Raw genomic sequence first — 21,681 nt, 5'->3', positions numbered from 1 at the left:
CAGTTCCGTAGAGTGGCTACGCGCTATGAGAGAAAGGCTAAGTACTATTTAGGGACGCTTCAATTAGCTGCTTCTATGATTTGGTTAGCGTAATTGTCAACGCCCCCTAAGCTAAAAAAAGATTTAATGACCAAAATTTCAGAAAAAGAAAACAAAATAAAGCGTCTTGAAAAAGAACTTTCAAGTCTGCATTAAATGCGACCCACTGATAGGCCCCCCTATTGGCTGGACTTAACGGTGCTCCCAAATAAAACTTATGCCGTATTGATAAACAAGAATATGAGACCCAGCTTAAGTATATTGCTTCAAAATCATTTGCACTGTCATTTGGGCAATATCATCTAATTGCTTCTCATCTGGCATAGGGGCATTTTGGATCAGTTGCGGCCAAAAACAAAACCCTTTAATAACCGCTACAAACTGCATAGAAACCCTCTCTGGATGATCGGTTTTTATCGCACCTTGTAGCGCTGCTTGTTCAAACCAATGTACCAGTGGCGAACCTTTCTCTTCAAATTCACTCATCGCATTTTGCACTAATTGAGGGGAATGTATCGATTCAGCGAAAATCACTTTCGCCATCGCAATAAACTCATCCATCGTCAGCAAATTAATTTCATGTTCAACTAAATTTTTTAATTGAATTTCAAGCGAAATATCTTTAGAGAAAGGGATCGGTTCATAGGTGAAAAAGAGCGTAAGCATACGTGCAGTGATCGCATTGAATAAGGTTTCTTTACTCGGAAAATGATTATACACAGTGCGTTTAGACACCGCTGCACTCAAGGTAATATCATCCATACTCGTCGCATTAAACCCCTTGCTTTGAAATGCATTCATCGCAGCATCCAATATCGAGGCCCGTTTGATATCTGAGCGAGTTAACTTTTTATCTTTTAATTTCATAGTATTAATTTTTAAAAAAGCAAACAATAGTCTTACTTTACACTCATTAGTTTACTTTTTCAAAAAACAAGCGTAAATTACACTCTTCAGTTTACTTTTATAGAAACTTAAAGCCCTTGAAATTTATTATTAGCATTTCACTCTTTTTAGTCATTGGAGGCGCAGTACTGCTTATGTCACATTCAATAAAGTCTCAAGTTGTTAGCACCACTCTTCATCATCAAGCCTCGGGACCACAACCCACAAAGACAATGGCTCACCATAATCTTAAAGGTGGCTTTATGAATACTGCCGAAGGCTTCGATAGCAGCACAGCCATGTTACCTTTACTGCTACGTTACGCCATCGAAAAAAGAATCGACGCCTCTCCCGTCACCAGCATACCTGTCATGAGCGTAACGAAGGCACAACTCAATAATCTCACATCTGATACCCTTATTCGCTTAGGGCACTCTAGTCTGTTTATGCAAATCAATGGACAAAAGTGGCTTATTGATCCGGTGTTCAGTGACAGGGCCTCTCCCTTTAATTTTATCGGACCAAAACGTTTTCATCAGCCTCCAATCACATTAGCGGATTTACCCGATATTGATGGGGTGATGATATCTCATGATCATTACGATCATCTCGATGAAGCCAGTATTAAATTCTTAGCACAAAAAACCAAACATTTTGTGGTGCCCTTAGGGGTGGAAGTCCATTTAAAGAAATGGCATGTTCCCTCCCAAGCCATTCATACACTTGATTGGTGGCAATCTGTTAATCTTGATGGCATCACCTTAACCGCCACGCCAACACAACATTTCTCCGGTCGAGGACTGTTTGATAAAAACGACACCCTTTGGGCTTCTTATGTCATAAAATCTCCAGAATCAACGCTATTTTTCAGTGGCGACTCGGGGTATTTTGATGGCTTTAAAGCCATTGGTGAACGCTATGGGCCTTTTGATGTGACGATGATTGAAACCGGCGCCTATGATAAAGATTGGGCCAATATTCACATGACTCCAGAGCAAAGTTTACAAGCTCATATTGATTTAAAAGGCAATAAAATGATGCCTATTCATAATGGCACCTTTGATCTTGCTTTCCATGCTTGGTATGAACCGCTCAACCGGATCAGTGACATTGCTAAACAAGCACAAGTGTCCGTTTTAACCCCTATGATGGGGCAAGCGATATCATTAAAAAATATTCCCGATACTCAAGCTTGGTGGAATAACATCTAACGCATTCAGGGCTAAACAAACTCAGCAAAACCTTTACAGCTTATATCATGTTTAATTTGAGTAATAGGATCGATAAAACACAAACGCTTGGCCATTAATTTTAATGGCCGAGTAAAATTGTCAGGCGCTTGATCTTGTAACGTCGGATAAAGCCCATCATTGAGTAAACTCATGCCTAAACTTTGCATATGCACCCGCAATTGATGGGTTTTACCTGTGATTGGTTTCAACAGAAACAATCCCACCCCCTCTTTAATAGCGATTAAACAGATCTCTGAATGAGTATTGGCTTCACCTTCAATTATTTTCATCAAAAAACTAGGAGCCCCCTTAACCATGCGATTTTTAATCGTCCAATATAAAGGTAAAACGAGCTCTCCAGCCTCGTGATCGGCTAATAATTTAGGCGTTAGAGACGCTAAAGCATGATACTGTTTCATTATCATGCCCATTTTAAACAATTGATGATAATCATGACGGCTATCTTTATTCAAAGACATCAACATCAAACCCGACGTTGCTCTGTCTAATCGATGTACAGCGACCAAGTCTGGATTATTAACCCTTTCTCTAAGTCGATTGACCAAACACTCATTAATAAATTGTCCACTGGGATTAACAGCAAGAAAAGCAGGTTTATAGGCCACTATAATATGTTGATCTTGATATACAATATCTTCTTTAAAGGGGATCAGACTTTCTTGGTTTACTTCACGATAATAATAGACACGCTCACGAGGAATGAACAGCGTATCCACATCAATAAGTTCTCCATTTCGCCAATGCACCTTTCCATCCATAATCCGTTGACGCCAAACTCCAGCAGGAATTTGATTAAAGTGACAGATTAAAAAATCCAACACTGTTTTTTTATCAATAACGGTCTCAGGAAGCACAATATGAGAGGCTTGTTTTGCACGAACGCCTGTAGACATGAAACTATACCCAAATAAAAAGTAACAAGAGCTGATTTTACTGCTCTAGCAAACTTCTCACAAGCGAGAAGATTAACGCATTTTTTTTACATCTAGACTGGCCAAACTGCTATTTTCTTGCTTATTGACATGAGATTGAATGAGCTTTAACACATAATCTAAAGTGCGGTGACAGTTCGGCTGGCAAACCAAGCGCAATTTTTCATTATTATAAAGAGGCAGCACTTCAAGCCAACGCTGGCTCACCCAAGTGGCATCGTCTAAATGGATTTGACTATACAGCTTAGATAACTCAGGATTGGCTTGAAAAAAATGCTCCAATGCCGCACTCAAAATCTCATATTGAGCTGTAATCGCTTCTTTCTGCCAATTATCATAACGACGGGTTATCGCTATCCATACTTTATCTTTACGTTGAACGGCCGACATGATTTTCACTTTCTGTCGCCCCTCTAATACCAACTCTAAGGCGCCATCTTTCTGTTGATCAAAGTCAATGACATCACACTGAGTGACATAAGGATAACAAGGCAATTTACCATGAACTCTGTGCATACCATATACCAACGGATAACGCTCTTTAAGGACTTCTGCCACCATTTTTAAATAATGGGGCTCAACGATCCTAACTTTGGTTCTTCCCTGCGGTAATAATAAAGCATCACGGGTTAATATTACCATTTCATTCGTATGCATAGGCCTTTCCCCATAAGAGGGCAAGTAAGCTATCATCTATCTTTTAAAGTGTAGCAGCTAGGCTTATTTTTTTATAAATGAAAGCACTTTGAATGGATACTTCAGAGCCTTTCAAGCTTATTGGCAATCGTTCCGTCATTGATAACTTTGTCTAAATCATTGGCTAAAGCCTGACTCATAGCAGTAGCGTTTTTCCAATATTGAATTCTTTTTTGTGTCTCTAAAGATTTAAAATCCCGTCTATCGGGTAACTTACTAAGCGGTAGGGAATTAATAAACTTCTCCGTTGGAGCCAATATTAATGCATTATCATAATTATGCCTTGCTTGGCGCCAAGCAAGAGATTTATCAAACCAACCAGGCTTCATGATGGGAGAAAAATGAGGATATATCGTCATTCCTTTCGGTTTCGTTAAATTCAAATCAAAATGATAATCGGTAATCCCGCCATCAAAATACTTACCTTTTGGCGCGCCTTTAATATTACTCACAGGGGCTAAAACCCAAGGTATCGCTCCACTAGCAACCAACACTTTACTGATATTTTCTTTATGCAGTGCAATATGTCGACTCGGTAAGTCTCTTAACTCACAAAAGGGAGAGGCATCATCATCAACGCCAAAAACACAGCGCTCAAAATGCCAACCCAAACTTTTCCGACTCACTAAATTACTGACCGCAGTGGCGGCCAGTCCCGCCGCAAGCGCCATTCGATTATCTCTCCCGTTTAAGTGCCTAGCACGACAAGTCACAAAATGGCTTTTAATAATAGGATGAGAAATAATATCATCCCCTTTATTATCTCCAAGTAAATCATGAATAATGGATGATATTTTTTGCGTAATGAATGCTGGCGTCGGCTTACCTTCGTAAATTTGATTAATATAAAGTGTTTCTAACCTTTTATGTGCTTCAACAGGGTTTTCTTGAGCTAAACTGGCCAACCGCCAAGCCCCCGAAGATGCGCCTATGGTATATAATGGTGATGTTCTATGTTTAAAAAACTCACCAAAAAGATAGCGATCTAATTCCGCAATTCCCAACCATTTAGGTCCACCTGATGCAGCAAATACCTGTGAAAATGTATCCGCTTGCAACCCTTTTTCTAATATAGTGTTAAATGCAGTGGGTCCCGCAATAAAACGTAATGAAGACACTATATAACTCCTTATTTCAAATGAAAATATTGAAATGATAGGTGACCAAAATTAACAATGACAGTGTAAACTAAATTAATAGTACATAGATTAGCCTAGTATTTTACACCCAACAGGCTAATAAACTCGAGCTTTTCAGCCCTACATTAGAAAAGGTTAATCTCAGAATGAAGCTTCTTATCAGTATACGAAATAAAAAGAACATCCTCTACGCTATTTAACTTGCACTAAGACAAGAGCAACGTATATTGTTCAATATGCACCCGCAATTTGTAAAATAATATGATTATCGATACCTTAGAAAACCATCAAATTTATCACCCACTTCACCCAAGAGTTGCCATTGCCCTTCAACACTTAGCGACAACAGATTTTAGTCAAGTTGAACCAGGAAGCTACCCCATAGAAGGAAAAGACATCTTCGCGATTGTAAATGATTACGAAACGGTCTCCCGAGAAACTGAGTCCTTTGAAGTCCACCGAGCCTATATCGATGTACAATTTGTCGTCAGTGGTGATGAAGAGTTTGGTTATCTTCCGTTAACCCATCAATCCCCTTCACGCCCTTACGAAACAGAACATGATTACGCCGAGTTTGATTATCATACGAATGCGGATAATGCCTCATTTGTTCAATTAAAAGCAGGCATGTTTGCTCTCTTCTTTCCAGGCGATATGCACATGCCTGGAACGGGAGAAACTGCCAAAAAGGTCAGAAAAGTCGTTATAAAAGTGAAATTATAATCCACCTGCATTAAATCGATTATTAATGTATTTTTAGTGACTTGGCCCCCATAGATTCAAGTCACTGATATACCGACCATATCCGTTAATAATAGTTGATATCTTCTAACGTTTGACCTTTAGTTTCATTAATATAGCGAACCACTAAAATCACCGATAACAAAGCAAAGCCACAATACAGACTATAGGTTGTTGCCAATCCCACTTTAGTGAGCAAGAAAGGAAAACTTCTTATCATCATAAAATTCACTAACCATAAAATACAACCGCTTATAGCAAGCCCAAGCCCCCTGATTAACTGAGGAAACATTTCAACCAATAAAATCCAGATAACAGGCCCCCAAGATAAACTAAAAAAGAACACATAAATATTGGCTGATATCAACGCAAGCCAATCATAAGCCCCTAAATTTAATTCACCATTCAAACCGAACTCAGCATTAGCAAAAGCATACACAATCAAGCCTAAGGTCAATGTCATGCCAATGGAGCCAATAATGAGTAAAGGTTTTCGCCCGCCCTTATCAATAAAAAGTAGCGTCAAAAAACAGCCGACGATACTGATCATCCCAGTGACAATATTGATGAACAAAGTATCCGATCCTGAAAACCCCACACCTTGCCACAATACCGCACCATAATAGTAAATGACATTAATACCCATTAACTGCTGCAGTGCAGCCAAACCTATCGCTAGCCACAACACTTTGTTAATTTTTCCCGTTTCGCTTTGCCTTAAATCAGCAACACGAGGCTTATGAGAAAAAGGTAGCGTCAGGTTTAACCTCGCTAAAACACTGGCTGCTTTTTTCTGGCCGTGAAGCCGAATAAGAACCGTATGCGCTGCTCGTCGATTACCGATAGCGGCAAGAAAGCGTGGGCTTTCAGGAATAAAGAACAGCATAAAAAGGAATAAAAAAGCAGGAAACAACTCAATCCAAAACATCCAACGCCATGCTTCGGCATCTAGCCAAAGTAATTCTGTCGATTTCCCCGCTAAATTAAGCAAAATATCATTACTTAAACTGGCTGATAATAACCCAAGTAACATCGCCATATACTGTAAACTAATAAGGGCGCCTCTATGCCGAGAAGGCGCTATTTCCGCAATATAAATCGGCGTCATAATGGACACGACACCAATCGCTATCCCTCCTAACATACGATAAAGGATAAATCCGATAGAAGAATCGGTGATCCCCGCTCCCCAAGCACTGATCACTAAGAAATTAGCCGCTATAATAAGCATAGATCGTCGGCCCAATCGATCAACTAAAGCACCTGAGAAGAGTGCACCTACCGCACCACCAAGTAAAATCGCCGTGACATTAAAGCCACTGGCAATATGATCGGCCCCAAAAACAGAATACAAACCATCAAAGGTGCCATTTATCACGCCCGTATCAAAACCAAATAAAAAGCCACCCAATGAGGCAATCAAGCTAACAAAGATGACAAATCGTAAATTTCCATGATGGTTAGTACTGAGAGGTTTTGTAACACTTTGTGAGCGAGGGTGCCCATGACTCGATTTAAACTGACTCACATCGCACTCCTTTAGATCTTATCAATAACAATAGCAACACAACTACATTCAATAATAAAAGAGAAAATTCTCACATTACTATATGACAATTCTAGGTTAAACTTAATTATACACATACAATCGTCTTATCTTTCAGCCATTACCTAGATTAATTAACCATAAGCGCATAATGACCAACTTCAGATCAACATATTTGATCATTTAAGCTGATACTCCGGCTATCCGTTCATTACGCCGCTCAAAAGCTCAATAACAATATCACCACAATAAAAATGTCACCTTAAGCTAAAATCGGCTTAAAGTGACTGACCTATTTAATAAAAATAGTCTACTTGTTGATTCAACTCAGTCGATAATTGCTGCAAATTCTTAGCATTTGTCGCTGTTTTAGCGGCTATATCTTGACTATCTTGATTCAAGCGACTGATTTCTGTAGCATTTGCTGCAATCTCTTGTGTCACTTGCGCTTGCTCTTCTGCCGTCGCTGCAATCACTTCGGACTTACAAGCAATATCCGTGACTTGATCGGTAATTTTATCTAATGCTATGCCCGCTTGCTCTGCTTGCTCAGTGACAATTTTTCCTTTCAATTGGCTCTCAGACATTAAAGTAACCGCACTTGTCGTATACTCCCTTAACTGGGCAATAATCGTCACCACTTCTTTCACCGAGCCTTGCGTTCGATGCGCTAAGGTTCTCACTTCGTCAGCAACCACAGCAAAACCTCGGCCTTGCTCTCCTGCCCTAGCCGCCTCAATCGCCGCATTCAGAGCCAACAAATTGGTTTGCTCGGCCACTTCATCAATCATACGCGTCACTGCTTGAATATTTTCACTTTGACGACTGACCATATCAATCGCTTCTGCAGATTGGCGTAACTGCACATTTAAATCAGCAATTTCCCCTCTCACATTCTTCACCAATTGCGATCCAGAAAGACTCACCTCATTTGCAGAGCGGACACTGACAGCAATGCTTTCAACTTGCTCAGCAACCGATTGGGCCGATGAAGCCATTTGTTCAATGGCCGTTACCACTAACTCGACTTGTTGATGTTGCACATCTGATTGCAATAGACTTTCTTTGGCATCTGCCGCGACATGTCCCGCACGCGTTTGTACTTGCGTACTCGCCTCACGGATATTAGCCACTAATCCATTAAATTTAGATGCCATAACATGAAAGCCATGGGTTAATTGCTTAATCTCATTTTTCGAATTATCTTCAACTTCAGGAATAATGAGACTCACTTGCCCTTGACTCAACTGATCCATATAACCCGTTAGCTCTTGCAAAGGCTTTGTCATACGATAAAGCAAAATACTTAACAAGGTGAAAATAATCAGCGTGATCACACCTGAAACGCCCATCACTAACATGAGTAAATGGTTACTCCCTTTGGTGATTTCATGAATATAAGACCCCCCGATTAAGGTCCAATTCCACCCAGGCACTTGAGTATAAACAGCATATTTCTCTTTTGCTTCACCTTTTACACTTTCAAAATAACGGATCACGCCATTTTCATGATCAACAATGTCAGAGAAAACCTTATCGCCATTCCTATCTTTCAAGTCAAGAATAGACTCACCTTGGCGCTTCTTTTGAGGATGATAAAGATATTCACCTAAATAATCGGCATTATGATTCACCACTATCGTATGACCACTATCACCCCAACCTAATAAAGCAAGATTAGCAAAAATGGTTTCAGAGGCATCTTCCATGGGTAGAGCGACTGCCGAAACACCTCGCACTCGATGAAATTCATCTTTTATCGGCGAATAATAACTAATATATTCTCGGCCATAAAGGCGCACGGTATCGTAATATGATTGGCCATTAATCAACTTGGTATAGGCCGGATGCTCATAACCTAATAATGCAGCCGAAGCCCGCTGACTCTCATCGGTTTTTAGCGTTGTAGCAACCCGAATAAAATCATTCCCAGAGGCTAAAAAAAGTGTCGCCGTCACATCAGTATCATGAGTAAAACGGTCAACTATACTGGTATCACCAATAATCGACTGTCCATTAATCACTGCATTTTCAACCTCTCTATCTGCATAGGTCACATTCTCATTAGTAAAGGTTAACCCATGTAAATAACCCGATCTGAAGGTAACTTCAAGATCTCTTGCGACATCGATATAACTGACAAATTGACTGGCAATGGTATCTGATAACACACTGAGCTTTGATTGATGCTCCTTTAACGTTTGCTGCATCAATAACGCCGATGCTTGTTGATACACCACCACGGCAATTGATACACAAGCCATAACAAGAAACAGGCTCATCGCTAACCGTAACTGAAAACGAATACTTTGATTTTTTATCTTATTCCACATATTCCATTTACAGAGAAAAAGGACCCTTCTCTGCCTCACACCTATTAATTGGGCGGATTATGTATTCGAAACATATCAGTGTAAACACAGCTATTTAGCGCATATGAACAAAACAAACGGATCAGACCATTTCACTGTTGAGGTCAAAACAGCACTTACCGAGTACGAAAAAATGCACTTTAAAGGCTTAATGACACGCTCAAATATTGAAGCGAGCCCACGCAGTATAAGGCATACACAAATGCATCACTGTTTTTTTTGTCCTCTAAAAAAATGCCATTTATCCAAAAAAAAAACCGTAAAAAAAACAAAAAATAATATCGATACATAGACCTATGTCTAAAGCCAAACACAGAATAAAATGGCGATCAATAACATAAAAAATGGCTACCTTTGGGTAGCCATTTTTTTAACGCATAGGTTATCTTACCTGTAACCCATTAATCCTCTTCTATAGGCTCACTTCTTTTACCACTATATAACCAACGATACATCGTCGGTAAGACTAATAGTGTCAGGGCCGTTGCTGTAAATAATCCCCCAATAATCACGACTGCGAGTGGTTTTTGAATTTCGCTGCCAGTGCCATTGGAGATTAAGATAGGAATGAGGCCTAATGACGACGTCAATGCCGTCATTAATACTGGACGTAATCGACCAACAGTGCCTTCATATACCGCTTCATATAATGTTTCATCGGTTTCATAACTTAAGCCTCGTCGTCGCTGATTGATTGAATCAACCAAGACCACACCATTAAGCACAGCCACACCAAATAGGGTAATAAACCCTATCGAACTCGGTACTGACAAATAGGTGCCGCTGATGTATAAAGCCACTACGCCACCAATCAATGCCAAAGGTACATTGGCCATGATCAATGCCACTTGCTTTAATGAACCGAAAGAGAAAAACAATAACAAAGCAATGAGTCCAATCGATACAGGCACCACCACCATTAATTTCGCCTGCGCACGCAACTGACTCTCATATTGCCCACCCACAACGACCGTATAACCCGGCTGTAAATTAAGCTTCGGCACCAAAGCATAAATGTCTTTGACCACCGAGCCCATATCGCGACCTGACACATTCGCCAGTACCACCACCCGTCTTTGCACATCATCACGACGAATATTCGGTGGCGCCATCTCAATCGTGACATCAGCCACTTCAGCAAGACGTACCGTCGAGCCATTAGGGCCGCTTAATAACAAATTACTAATGGCATTAGGTGAGTTACGATATTGCTCAGCTAAGCGCACATTGACATTATAACGCGCATTACCATCCAGTACCTGTCCAGCATTGACACTACCAATGCTATCACTCACCACTTTAAGGACCTGATCAGCGCTAATACCATAACGCGCTAAGGCATCACGTTTTGGCCTCACGACTAGCTGAGCTTCACCGCTCACTTGCTCTAAGGATACATCTACAGCACCAGGCACTGTCGCCACCAAATCGGTAAAATCTTTACCTCGATTAGCCAGCTCGGTGAGATTCGGACCAAAAATCTTAATCGCAAGTTGTGCCTTCACCCCCGATAATAATTCATCGACACGCGTCGCTATCGGCTGAGAGAAGTTAAACAACAGTCCTGGAAAAACATTCAACTTATCCTGCATCTGTCTTTGCAGCTCGAGCCGTGATTTCGCTGTCGTCCACTCTTCAATGGGTTTAAGGCCAATATAAATTTCAACATTACTCATCGCCTCCGGATCACCACCCAGCTCTGCCGCACCAATACGACTCAAGGCATAGGTTACCTCAGGAAATTCAAGTAACAAGTTTTCTAACTTAGAGGCCACTGCCAAGGAGGTATCTAAACTGGATGTCGGTGCTAAAGTCACCCTCAAGTTAATGGTGCCCTCCTCAAGCTCAGGTACAAATTCAGTCCCCAGTTGAGGCAGTAACATCATACTCCCCACGAAGAGTAATACTGCTGAAATCACAACGGTTTTAGGTCGTAACATCACATAAGTCAGTAACTTTCTATAGCCATTATCTATCGGTGTTAAAATCACACTCTCTTTCATGGTCACGCCACGTTTAAATAAATAAACGGCCACAGCAGGAACCACGATTAATGCCGATATTAAGGAGCCTATCATGGCTAAAATAATACTGATCGCCATAGGCTGAAACAGCTTACCTTCTACACCTTCAAGCGCGAATAACGGGGCAAAAACAACGATAATAATCGCAGTGGCAAAGAAAATGGGACTACACACCTCTTTTGCCGCGAATAACACTCGCATGGAAATGCCTTCGCTGCCGCCCGCTAAACTCGCATCTTCATCGGCATGATGAGGGTCAAGTTCACCGTCCGAACGCGCTCTTGCTTCTGATAAATGCCGCCTATCAGGCTGGGTTAAATGCTTAAAGATATTTTCAACCATCACCACTGAGCCGTCGACGAGCATGCCGATAGCCACCGCCAGCCCCCCTAATGACATCAAGTTAGCCGACATCCCATAAAACGACATAATGAGTAACGCCAGCCCAACAGAAATAGGAATGGAGATAAGCACCAATAGCGTGGCTCGGATATTCACTAAGAATAAAGCTAAAATGATAACAATAAAAACAAACGCCATCACCAGTGCTTCAATCACGGTTTTCACCGCCTTATTGACGAGCTCAGCTTGATCATAATACACATCAAATTGCACGTCTTCGGGCAAGGCTTGCTTAACCAACGCTATCCTGGCTTCGACATCATTAATGGTTTCTTTGGTGTTTGCGCCCACACGTTTAAGCACAATCCCCGCTACCACCTCACCAAGATTAACCGGCTTACCCGTCCTATCTCGCTCAGCCATACTCACGGCACCGACACGAATTTCGGTACCAAATCCTACCTTCGCTAAGTCGCTAATAAAGACTGGAGTCCCATCCACTTCAGTGACAGGAATTTCTCTAATAGCCTTCAAACCCGGTTGACCTGGAGGCAATAAGCCATAGCCACGAACAACCAGCTGTTCTTGACCTTGCTTCATGTACCAACCACCCGTATTGCGGTTATTACTTTCAAGTGCTTCCGTCACTTGCTTCATGGTTAAGCCATAACTACGTAACTTATTGGGATCCACTTTCACTTGATATTGCAATACTTCACCACCGAAAGACAAAATATCGGTCACACCTCCCGCTGGCATTAAAATAAGCTTAATCAAATAATCATTCAAACTACGCAGCTCTGCAGTGTTGATGTCAGAGCCCGGCTTAGGCCTTAGCACATACTGAAAAATTTGCCCCAACCCAGTACTATTAGGCCCCATCTGGGGAATTCCCACACCCGGCGGGATCATACTCTTGGCAGCTTGTAATTGCTCTAACACCAACTGACGAGCAAAATAGATATCTGTCGACTCTGAAAATATCACTGTCACAACAGACAAACCCGTCCGCGATAATGAGCGAACTTGCGTCACCCCGGGCAGTGCATACATCGCTGATTCAACAGGATAACTAATTAATTTTTCAACTTCTTCAGCAGCAAGACCCGCTGCTTGAGTATTAATCGTCACCTGAATATTGGTCACATCAGGAAAAGCATCAAGGTTAAGCTTTGGCAGCATAACAACACAGCCAATAATTAAACCCAATAAGCTTAACATTACCATCAGGCGATGTCGGATCGCCCCATCAATTAACTTCTGTAGCATAATAAAAACCCTTAATGACCGTCAGCGTCAAAACCTGTCTTAGCACGTTCAGAGGCAAGAAAAAAAGCACCTGATATGACAACATTTGAATTGGGCTTAATACCACGGAGCAAATTCATGCCTCTTTGACTCTCAACTAACTCGATTTCATGTGACACAAAACCTTCTGGCTCTTCGGTATACACCTGCCAATCACCATCATTACTTCGAGTTAATGCTGAATCGGGCACCACAATACCGCCCTCTTTAGCATCGGGAAGGTAAATTTCAGCAAATTGCCCTGCATGTAATTCATGGCCATTATTATCAAAACTCAGCACGACTTTTTCAGTACGCGTTTGACTATTGAACTCATGAGAACGACCAATAATCCGTGCTTCTACCGTTTGCTCACCCACTTTAACCATGGCCACATTGCCAACAAGCACTCCCTCTGCTTGCGCTGGCGTCAACTGAGCATCAACCCATAAGTAGGACTCATCGGTTAATTGCATTAGCGGCGTACCACCCGCAATCACTTGACCCAATTCAGCAATATCTTGCTGAACTCGACCATCAATCGGGGCTAACAGCTGGTAACTACCAATAGTATTTGGATTTTTTTCTAAGCTAACGATTTGTTCATCTGTCATTTGCAGTGCTTGTAACGTCGCCCTCGCCAATTCAGCTGATACTTGTGATTGTAAACGACGGCTCGCACTGACCGCATTAGCACTCATACGTTTAATTCGACTCCAATCGGCAGCAGCAGTCACATAAGTCGCTTGGGCTTGGGCAACAGCAGAGCCACCTAAGGTTAATAATGGATCATTTTTATTGACTTCTTGACCGGGCAAAACATGACGTTTTTCAACGAGAACTTCCAGTTGAGGTGCTAAAATAACGGTTCTATTTCTATCAACCACTAAACTGGCCGTAGCAACAGCTTCTAAACTAAAGGTCTGTTCACCCAACTTGACCACTTCAATCCCAGCCATTGCTCGCTGAGCTTTTGATAATTGTACTGGCTCTAAACCATGTTGGGCTTCACTGTCGAGACCTTTTTGAGTACTGCTATTGGCACTGGCTTGCACAGCATTAGATGGCGCAGTGCTTGCTTGTTCAGCACTGGGAATGGTTCCACCTGCCGCCATAACAGGAAAAGAAAACCATGCACCCACACTGAGCATTAATCCCAAACTCACGGCTTGACTCATTCTACTTAATCTCAAATACTGGCGCATCTCTATAGCGGCAGGCTTATCATTGGTATTTTCTGAAGTCTTCATATTTATCTTATTTATAAAATCGTGAGAGTATTTCATATTCAATTAATTCCTATTTACTCGCAGAAGCCGGAAGCTGTTGGTCAATAAAACGTTCTAATTGCCCACTTTCTCCCATCCACCCTAACCAAATTTGATATAACGCTCCTTCAAGCATTAATCCTGCGGTATAACTACTGGTTAATTGACGTTGCCCTTGAAGATAATCACTAGTACTAATATCACCGGTTTTCCACTGCTGACTGATCGATATTGCGGCATCTCGAGCGGAGTTTTGTACCACATCACGCCAATCAATATAACGTTGTTTTAATCGAGGTAAGCTACGATCAAATTGTTTCTGCTGTTGAGTCAGCACCCGCTCTCGCCCCAAATAAACTTGCTCAGAAACGGCGGTTTTTTGGCTGGCGACTTCTAAATTTTTACTATAATTATTACGAATTTGTAGTGGTACAGAGACACCTATCCCCACTAAGCTGCCGTTACCTTCTCGACCCGCCGTTAAACTGAGCGTGGGATCGGCAGCGGTTTGCGCTTTCACTTGATCCACCCCTATTTTTGCTAGCATGACCTGTTGATAAGCACTTTTAAGTGCAGGTAAATCTGGGGTCACTTCTGTCACGCTGGCACTGGCAGAAAGGGCATCCACAAAATCTTCAAAAGGTAAATCTACATCACCAAATAACGCCATGACTTTACCCTCAGCAGCTAAAGAGTCTTGCTCTGCCATGGCAAAATTAGCGGCGTTATTCGCAAGATCCAACTCCATCATTTTCACTTCGACATTGGATAAGTCACCCGTTTGCAAGCGCTGTTTAGCTATCGATAGCTGAGCCTTGGCGAGGTTATATTGCTTCTCTTGAAATTTAAGCTTCTTTTTGGCGAGATTTTGGGTCGCCAATGCTTGCAGCCTAGTCGATAACATTTGGTTACGCTCAAGCGTAATCGTCGACAATAAGACCTCGGCTTGCAGTTGAGCTATGCGAGTCGCCACCCCCCGTTTATCGCCCCAATCTATGGTTTGATTTAAGCCTAAACTATATTGAGTATCGATCCCCTTTTGGTAATTCGCACCGATCTCAGGGTTATACACCGCCTTATCTGCTGCTTGAATACTCAACTTGGCTTCTTGTTTTCTCGCTATTTGCGCCTGTACTTCAGGTAATGCGTTAAAACGTTGCATCACTTTCGGTAACCAGTCACTTAAACCATTGGTGTTTGTTTTGGCGTCAATACTGGGGCTGATTTGAACCGCAGATAGCACATTATTATCGCCAGCAGCCAACACATGGGCACTGAAAGAACTGGTAGCTAAATACCCCATCAACAAACTTGATATTAAGGTTTTTTTCATCTCGCATCCTATAAATACAAACGCTTAAATATTATTTCCGCTATGACTTCGCTCACTTCATCTAGCAACAAACAGACAAAACAAGGGTGATTATCTAACGGCTTGGGTGATTAACGGCATGAGCCTTTACGAAAGATATCGTTAAATAAAAACGTAAACGCAAATCGATTTGGTTAACACTAAAGTCAATGCCGAGTAAAATGATTGTTCTAAAAGTATTAACGCTTTTTCTTAGAAAGCGAGATGAAGCTGCTAATAACACAACTTCAGCTTTTTATGTTGACTCAATCATTCAACTCAATAAATTCAGACTATCGGTGGTTTAGCATGCACTAAAAGTGCGGGGGGCCAATATTGAGAGTTTTGAGTATTTGCGGGTATCGAAAGGGGAAGAGAAACAACAAAATTTAATGAGCTCGTAAAAACAATATGCCCACCATGACACTTACACTCCTCACAGAAATCGATAACGTGATTGGGTTTGTCGATATCAACCACATTTTGCGAGTCCGACATGACAACACCTTTCATTACATTGCTTTGATTACTGTTCATAAATGTTGCTTCATTATCGACAGCCAAATGCATTGAGGAATATGTAGAAAAATAGCACTGAGATTGAAGATCCGTGACAGGGATTATTTTAATTTTTTGGGAAAAAGGAGTATTTAAATAAATATTACCATTACTGGATATCAATCCATTACTCACAGCTAAAGTGTCGGCCTCAACATTCGCTGCGACAAATTGTAGCAACGCAATTGCGAAGAAAATTCTGACTATGCTGTAAAACGATTGATACGGAGATAAGCGCAAAAAATACCTTCAATATTTAATTCGGACTCTACGACTATAAACCACATTGTATATAAAAGTTCATCTAAGGCAATCTTTCACTTTATGTATGTTACAAAATAGTAAAGTAAGAAAGAGAGCCTTATTTCTAGCCTAATCAAAGATACAATGTTTAGCATAATCAGCAGTTTCATTAACGGTCCAATCACCTGATGGTTTATTGCTCATTTGTTTACACCAATCTTCACTACCGACTTTTGGCGTACAAGCAGTCAGAAGAACGGTAAAAAATAAAGCCGTAAAAATAATCACACGTTTAGATAAAGACATCCAACTTCCTTTAAATTTTCAAATAAAAATAATGTTTAGTCATTATCAGGCTTAACATTATTTGTCTAATGACTCAAATTAAGCTCTCACCCAACAAAATGATTTATCTCATTTTGTCTCCTTGAGACTTTCATTAAAATGGATAATATCAAAATACTTCGCATTAAAAAATTAAAACAATAAGTTAAGCTAAAAATTAATACCTAGTTTAAACAATAACCATGTTAAATAAATACAAGCTTACAGTTTTCTCTTTGACCGGTCACAGAAAGCCAAGCAAAAAAACAAAAATGCAATGCAATAAACAAATAAATTACAAATAAATCACAACAACTTAAATATGGAAATGTTTAACGCGAAATAAATACAATGCATTTCAAATGCATACTCTCTAAACTCTCTCCATTAACATTATACCCAAACCAGATATTGATATATTTTCAACATATCAGAAAGGCATAATGATACTGGTTTTGATATCCCCCCTCTTCAAGGAGAAATTTAAGCACTAATACTAATAATAGAAAAATGTTATAATATTTCTACTTAAGGTAACCCGTTACGCAGAAAAATGATTACAATATCCAACTCGGTACAGATTTCCGAAAACGAAATCGAATGGCAATTTATTCGCTCTAGTGGCGCTGGAGGTCAACATCTCAATAAAGTCTCTACTGCTGCACAGCTGATTTTCGATATTAAAGCATCTTCTTTACCCGCTTTCTATCAACAAGCTCTACTTAAAAAAGCGGATCATCGTATTACGAAAAGTGGAAAAATCATCATAAAATGCCAGCAAAGTCGTAGCCAAGATTTTAATCGTCAAACCGCTCTCGCCCAATTCATTAGTTTGGTGGCCAGTGCCAGTATTGTTCAAAAAAAACGTATCGCCACTAAACCCACCAAAGGCAGTCAGCAACGTCGAATTACGACAAAAAAACAAAAAGGCATGACAAAAGACTTAAGAAAAAACAAAGCAGACTATTAACGCAGATTCAACTTACTCGAAACAAACTCTATTTAGAGTCGACAAGCCCACCATTATTTGCTGAAATGAGGTATTATTACACTCTCCTTTAAAAGGCGCTCCCCATGAATCCGCAACATAAAATTCTTTTAGTCAACGGTCCGAACTTAAACTTATTAGGCCGTCGGGAGCCGGGACATTACGGCCACCATACTCTCAATCAAATTGTGACTGAGATCACCCAAGAAGCTCTATTACACTATATCCATATTGAACATATTCAATCCAACGCAGAATATGAACTCATCGATGCGATCCATGCAACATCTGCCGATTTTGTCATTATCAATCCCGCCGCCTTTACCCATACCAGCGTGGCACTCAGAGACGCCTTACTCGGTGTGGCATTACCTTTTATTGAAGTTCATTTATCGAATGTCCATGCAAGAGAGCCTTTTAGACATCACTCCTATTTTTCTGATAAAGCTATCGGCGTCATCTGTGGCTTAGGAGCTCAAGGATACAGCTTTGCTTTACAGTCCGCGATAGCTCATCTTGCAGTGAAAAAATAACCCATTTAAGGACACAAACAATGATAGTCATTACAGGGGCCAGCAGTGGTTTAGGGGCGGCATTAGCCAAATGCTATGCTCAAGATAATGAAGCCTTATTTTTAAACGGAAGAAATGCGCAACGTCTTGACCGAGTCGCCCATCAGATCCAATCTAAAAAGCCCATTCAGGCTCACGTTGCCAACTTATCGGTTCCTAATGAGATCAAAGGCTTATTCGATGCTTTACCACAAGCACCCAAAATGCTGCTCCATTGTGCAGGCAGTGGCCTTTTTGGTCCAATAGCAGAACAAGATCCTAATGAAATAAAACAACTCATCGATAACAATGTCACTGCTTGTATTCTCGTTTTACAAGAAGCCATTAAACGCTATAAAAATAAGCCGCTCACTCTGGTCGTCGTCATGTCCAGCGCAGCCCAAACCGCTAAAGCCAATGAATCAACTTACTGCGCCGTAAAATGGGCGGTGAAAGGATTGATTAGCGCCTTAAGGTTAGAACTCAAATCCAGCCCCATAAAAATCATTGCCGTATACCCTGGCGGTATGAATACTGATTTTTGGCCGACCAGCGGCAAAGCCCTCGATACCAGTTCATTCATGCAAGCCGATGAAGTCGCTTATATGCTTAAACAAGCCCTAATCAGTAGTGATAATGGCTATATTTCTGACATCAGCATCGATAGGGGCTAAAATCGCGCTAAGACATTAAGGTGACATGAAGCAATGCCCTTCATTTTACTGATTGTTTTATATTTTTGAATTATCGAGTAAATTCAAATATTCATTAATCACGCTGCACACACCTTGACTACCACCCGCATAACACTGAACGAGCATCTCTTCATCGGCTTCCCCAATATCAGCTAACCAAGTGTCATCAATTTGCTGATAATTAAGCCATAGGTTAGTGGCAATATTATCATTATTTCTAATAGCCACTAGTTTCTCTAGTTCAACTTTATTGCGGGGTGTCGCAAAGACATATTCACCATCATCCACAGATGAACAAGCATTTTCAGCATCACTAAAGCTAACTGCAGTCTCAGTTAATGCCCATTCACCATACGCTCGCTCACCAGCACTATCGACCAATTTACGACACGCAGCAACATAAGACTCCGTGCAAGCAATATCATGAAAACGATCGGAACTATCACCTAATACAACACAGCTCCCAGAACCATTGAGCTCTAAACTGCTATCATCCCAGCTCCAAACTAAATCTTCTGCAGAAACAGGATATTCTCCATCTGCTTTCCAAGATGAACCCTCTGCGCCAAACCCATAGGTTTCAAATATATTCAAACCCGCACTTAAATAACTGGCAACTGTACTGGGCCGTAATTTTGTTTTTCCACTATCCAGTGTGCCAGAGCCATAGAGTACGCCCCCTTTAGTATAACCATCTTTAACTCGGGTCATATCAGTGGTATTAGCACGAATATCTGACACATCATCAGGATCACTATAATCTTCCATCAAACCATCAGTAGAAAAGACTCGATCATGAAAACGGCCATTGCTATAACAGTCACTTCCGAAGAGCACGATATTTTTACCTGACGCCAAAACTTTGCTTTTGGTCAGTGTCGCAGGGAGTAAAGTACAGCCATAGTCAGCATCATCATGATAAGACACTGCGCTGGGTAAATAATATTCTTCGTCAATATTGTCTATCTTCTTATGAACTTTATTAATGTTGTTTTTAGCCGATTGGGTTAACTCAACTTTTAATAAGATCACTTCATCTCTATGGCCATCATCTAGCCATTCCACCAAATCATCGAGTGCATTAGACAATTTTCTATTCCCAGTATAGCCATCTATACATTCACCTAAACCGAATATTTGTACACCCGAATTGTTATGGCATACCCGCACCGCACTATTATCATAATGAACATCAAAAACCAGTTCTCTGATCCCACTGTCTAATTGCTGCTTTAATGACATACTCTGATTGGTCCAATCGGCATTTAAGTTATCATCGTCAGCATTGGCAAATGAATTATGCGTTCCCGGCCAAGTTGTCTCATAAAAGGGCGCATCATGATCAATGCGATTTTGAATGCTCAGGGCTCTTTTACCCCAAGCTTCCGCCGTTTCAGCTTGCGCTAAGATCCCCATATTCAATAAAGCAAACAGCATCATTCCCACACCGATCCAAATCTGTTTTCTCTTCACTCTCTGTAATAAAACCATACTTAGCTCCATTGTTATTGTTATTGTTGTTTTTATATCCACTTCATTTCCCATAAAACAAATACCACAAAAAGAACAAAACAAAACCAAATAGAGTAAAAAAAAACCAATAAGACCAGAAATAAAACAACTTAAGCAATTGTAAAGACAAATTGATACCAAGAACCCTTACAGGATCATTTACACATTCCCAAAAAAGTGGCACAGATCACTAGCAATATTCAACAAACTGAGTTATTACTCTAGTTACATTTTCAATGTATAAATTGCATACAAAGAAGCTATTTCCTATTCCACAATAAAATATTAATGAAACATAAGTAAAACCAAAACTAAATCAATATATAACATATTAACAACTTAATATAACTCGCGCTTCATTCATCATGTGTAATAACTTAGATAAAATCTACCGCTAAAATGAGGGAGTCAATTACCCAATATGCAGCTAGAGGTATTAACAAATATTGCTAGCCTTAATGCTGTCTATAACAGACATTCACAACCAAACACTAAAAGATTTTTCTATGATGGCACTCCAGAACAGTAGTCTAATACCTATTCTCAAATACAGTTTAATACTCTATTAAGTAAAAACTTAGTTAACTAAGCTAAAAATGGAATAACGAAGAAGGTAAATGGAAAATAGAGAAAGGAATAACCAAGATACTAAAGAAAATAAAAAGTGGTTGCTGGAGCTGGATGACTCTCTTCACTTTTGGCAAGAGAAAGCTTGGCAACGACCTTCGCCAAATCCCTTGATGAAGAGTTGAGTTCGACTAACTTGTTAGTCAACTGCTCCATCCCGCGTCCGATTTTTATTCACTAATATTGATAATAACGATAGTGAGCGTCCGGCGAACTACGCCTTGCTTAGTTTAACGTGCCAGGGTAAGAGACTATTGAGGTCGCAGTTGGGAGAGGATAATTGTTCCAAACAGTGTGCGATATAATCG

General features: G+C 40.6%; 18 protein-coding genes. 6 read left to right on the top strand and 12 right to left on the bottom strand.

Annotated features, from left to right (window positions below; genetic code table 11):
- Nucleotides 1-291 precede the first annotated feature (291 nt).
- Complete coding sequence (locus L2764_RS19990) at nucleotides 292-906, bottom strand: TetR/AcrR family transcriptional regulator (RefSeq protein ID WP_248942116.1); 615 nt, start codon at nucleotides 904-906, stop codon at nucleotides 292-294.
- A 281-nt stretch (nucleotides 907-1,187) separates the two neighbouring features.
- On the opposite strand from L2764_RS19990, the gene L2764_RS19985 reads away from it, so the two are divergent.
- The gene (locus L2764_RS19985) at nucleotides 1,188-2,135 is read left to right on the top strand and encodes an MBL fold metallo-hydrolase (RefSeq protein WP_312018373.1); all 948 of its coding nucleotides are present in this window, start codon (nucleotides 1,188-1,190) and stop codon (nucleotides 2,133-2,135) included.
- A gap of 11 nt (nucleotides 2,136-2,146) precedes the next feature.
- Here L2764_RS19985 and L2764_RS19980 read toward each other — a convergent pair whose 3' ends face one another.
- The 3 genes from L2764_RS19980 to L2764_RS19970 all read right to left on the bottom strand — a co-directional run bounded on the left by L2764_RS19980 (nucleotide 2,147) and on the right by L2764_RS19970 (nucleotide 4,923).
- Entirely contained in the window at nucleotides 2,147-3,070 is a 924-nt protein-coding gene (locus tag L2764_RS19980; RefSeq protein ID WP_248942115.1) for a pseudouridine synthase, read from the bottom strand.
- 72 nt (nucleotides 3,071-3,142) lie between these two features.
- Entirely contained in the window at nucleotides 3,143-3,766 is a 624-nt protein-coding gene (locus tag L2764_RS19975; protein WP_248942114.1) for an LON peptidase substrate-binding domain-containing protein, read from the bottom strand.
- Nucleotides 3,767-3,867: 101 nt separating this feature from the next.
- Entirely contained in the window at nucleotides 3,868-4,923 is a 1,056-nt protein-coding gene (locus tag L2764_RS19970; RefSeq protein ID WP_248942113.1) for an alpha/beta hydrolase, read from the bottom strand.
- Between the two features lie 282 nt (nucleotides 4,924-5,205).
- On the opposite strand from L2764_RS19970, the gene L2764_RS19965 reads away from it, so the two are divergent.
- Entirely contained in the window at nucleotides 5,206-5,667 is a 462-nt protein-coding gene (locus L2764_RS19965; protein WP_248942112.1) for a NanQ anomerase/TabA/YiaL family protein, read from the top strand.
- An 85-nt stretch (nucleotides 5,668-5,752) separates the two neighbouring features.
- On the opposite strand, the gene L2764_RS19960 is transcribed toward L2764_RS19965, so the two are convergent.
- The 7 genes from L2764_RS19960 to L2764_RS19930 form a co-directional block, all read right to left on the bottom strand.
- Nucleotides 5,753-7,213, bottom strand: a complete 1,461-nt coding sequence (locus L2764_RS19960; RefSeq protein WP_312018372.1) for a sugar porter family MFS transporter — start codon at nucleotides 7,211-7,213, stop codon at nucleotides 5,753-5,755.
- A gap of 314 nt (nucleotides 7,214-7,527) precedes the next feature.
- Nucleotides 7,528-9,564, bottom strand: a complete 2,037-nt coding sequence (locus L2764_RS19955) for a methyl-accepting chemotaxis protein (RefSeq protein ID WP_248942111.1) — start codon at nucleotides 9,562-9,564, stop codon at nucleotides 7,528-7,530.
- A gap of 440 nt (nucleotides 9,565-10,004) precedes the next feature.
- The gene (locus L2764_RS19950) at nucleotides 10,005-13,238 is read right to left on the bottom strand and encodes an efflux RND transporter permease subunit (RefSeq protein ID WP_248942110.1); all 3,234 of its coding nucleotides are present in this window, start codon (nucleotides 13,236-13,238) and stop codon (nucleotides 10,005-10,007) included.
- A gap of 11 nt (nucleotides 13,239-13,249) precedes the next feature.
- Nucleotides 13,250-14,506, bottom strand: coding sequence for an efflux RND transporter periplasmic adaptor subunit (locus L2764_RS19945; protein WP_248942109.1), 1,257 nt, complete (start codon nucleotides 14,504-14,506; stop codon nucleotides 13,250-13,252).
- A gap of 49 nt (nucleotides 14,507-14,555) precedes the next feature.
- Entirely contained in the window at nucleotides 14,556-15,857 is a 1,302-nt protein-coding gene (locus L2764_RS19940; RefSeq protein ID WP_248942108.1) for a TolC family protein, read from the bottom strand.
- 306 nt (nucleotides 15,858-16,163) lie between these two features.
- Nucleotides 16,164-16,673 carry a hypothetical protein gene (locus L2764_RS19935; RefSeq protein WP_248942107.1) on the bottom strand — a complete coding sequence of 170 codons (510 nt, stop codon included), beginning with the start codon at nucleotides 16,671-16,673 and terminating at the stop codon, nucleotides 16,164-16,166.
- 132 nt (nucleotides 16,674-16,805) lie between these two features.
- The gene (locus L2764_RS19930) at nucleotides 16,806-16,982 is read right to left on the bottom strand and encodes a DUF3012 domain-containing protein (protein WP_248942106.1); all 177 of its coding nucleotides are present in this window, start codon (nucleotides 16,980-16,982) and stop codon (nucleotides 16,806-16,808) included.
- Between the two features lie 571 nt (nucleotides 16,983-17,553).
- Between L2764_RS19930 and arfB the strand changes: the two genes are divergently transcribed.
- From arfB to L2764_RS19915, 3 genes are all read left to right on the top strand, one after another.
- Nucleotides 17,554-17,970, top strand: a complete 417-nt coding sequence (gene arfB, locus L2764_RS19925; protein WP_248942105.1) for an alternative ribosome rescue aminoacyl-tRNA hydrolase ArfB — start codon at nucleotides 17,554-17,556, stop codon at nucleotides 17,968-17,970.
- Between the two features lie 104 nt (nucleotides 17,971-18,074).
- Nucleotides 18,075-18,521, top strand: a complete 447-nt coding sequence (aroQ, locus tag L2764_RS19920; protein WP_248942104.1) for a type II 3-dehydroquinate dehydratase — start codon at nucleotides 18,075-18,077, stop codon at nucleotides 18,519-18,521.
- Between the two features lie 20 nt (nucleotides 18,522-18,541).
- Complete coding sequence (locus L2764_RS19915) at nucleotides 18,542-19,213, top strand: SDR family NAD(P)-dependent oxidoreductase (protein WP_248942103.1); 672 nt, start codon at nucleotides 18,542-18,544, stop codon at nucleotides 19,211-19,213.
- 57 nt (nucleotides 19,214-19,270) lie between these two features.
- On the opposite strand, the gene L2764_RS19910 is transcribed toward L2764_RS19915, so the two are convergent.
- Nucleotides 19,271-20,725: a phosphoinositide-specific phospholipase C-related protein gene (locus L2764_RS19910; RefSeq protein ID WP_248942102.1), complete on the bottom strand. Its 1,455-nt coding sequence runs from the start codon at nucleotides 20,723-20,725 to the stop codon at nucleotides 19,271-19,273.
- 638 nt (nucleotides 20,726-21,363) lie between these two features.
- Between L2764_RS19910 and L2764_RS27850 the strand changes: the two genes are divergently transcribed.
- Nucleotides 21,364-21,498 (top strand): hypothetical protein, encoded by a 135-nt coding sequence (locus tag L2764_RS27850; RefSeq protein ID WP_283107089.1) that lies wholly within the window; start codon nucleotides 21,364-21,366, stop codon nucleotides 21,496-21,498.
- The last annotated feature ends 183 nt before the right edge of the window (nucleotides 21,499-21,681 follow it).

Source organism: Shewanella surugensis (assembly GCF_023284005.1).
In the GTDB taxonomy this organism is placed as follows: domain Bacteria; phylum Pseudomonadota; class Gammaproteobacteria; order Enterobacterales; family Shewanellaceae; genus Shewanella; species Shewanella surugensis.
Note: the sequence above shows the minus strand (reverse complement) of the source record. Positions and strands in the feature narration are given on the sequence as shown.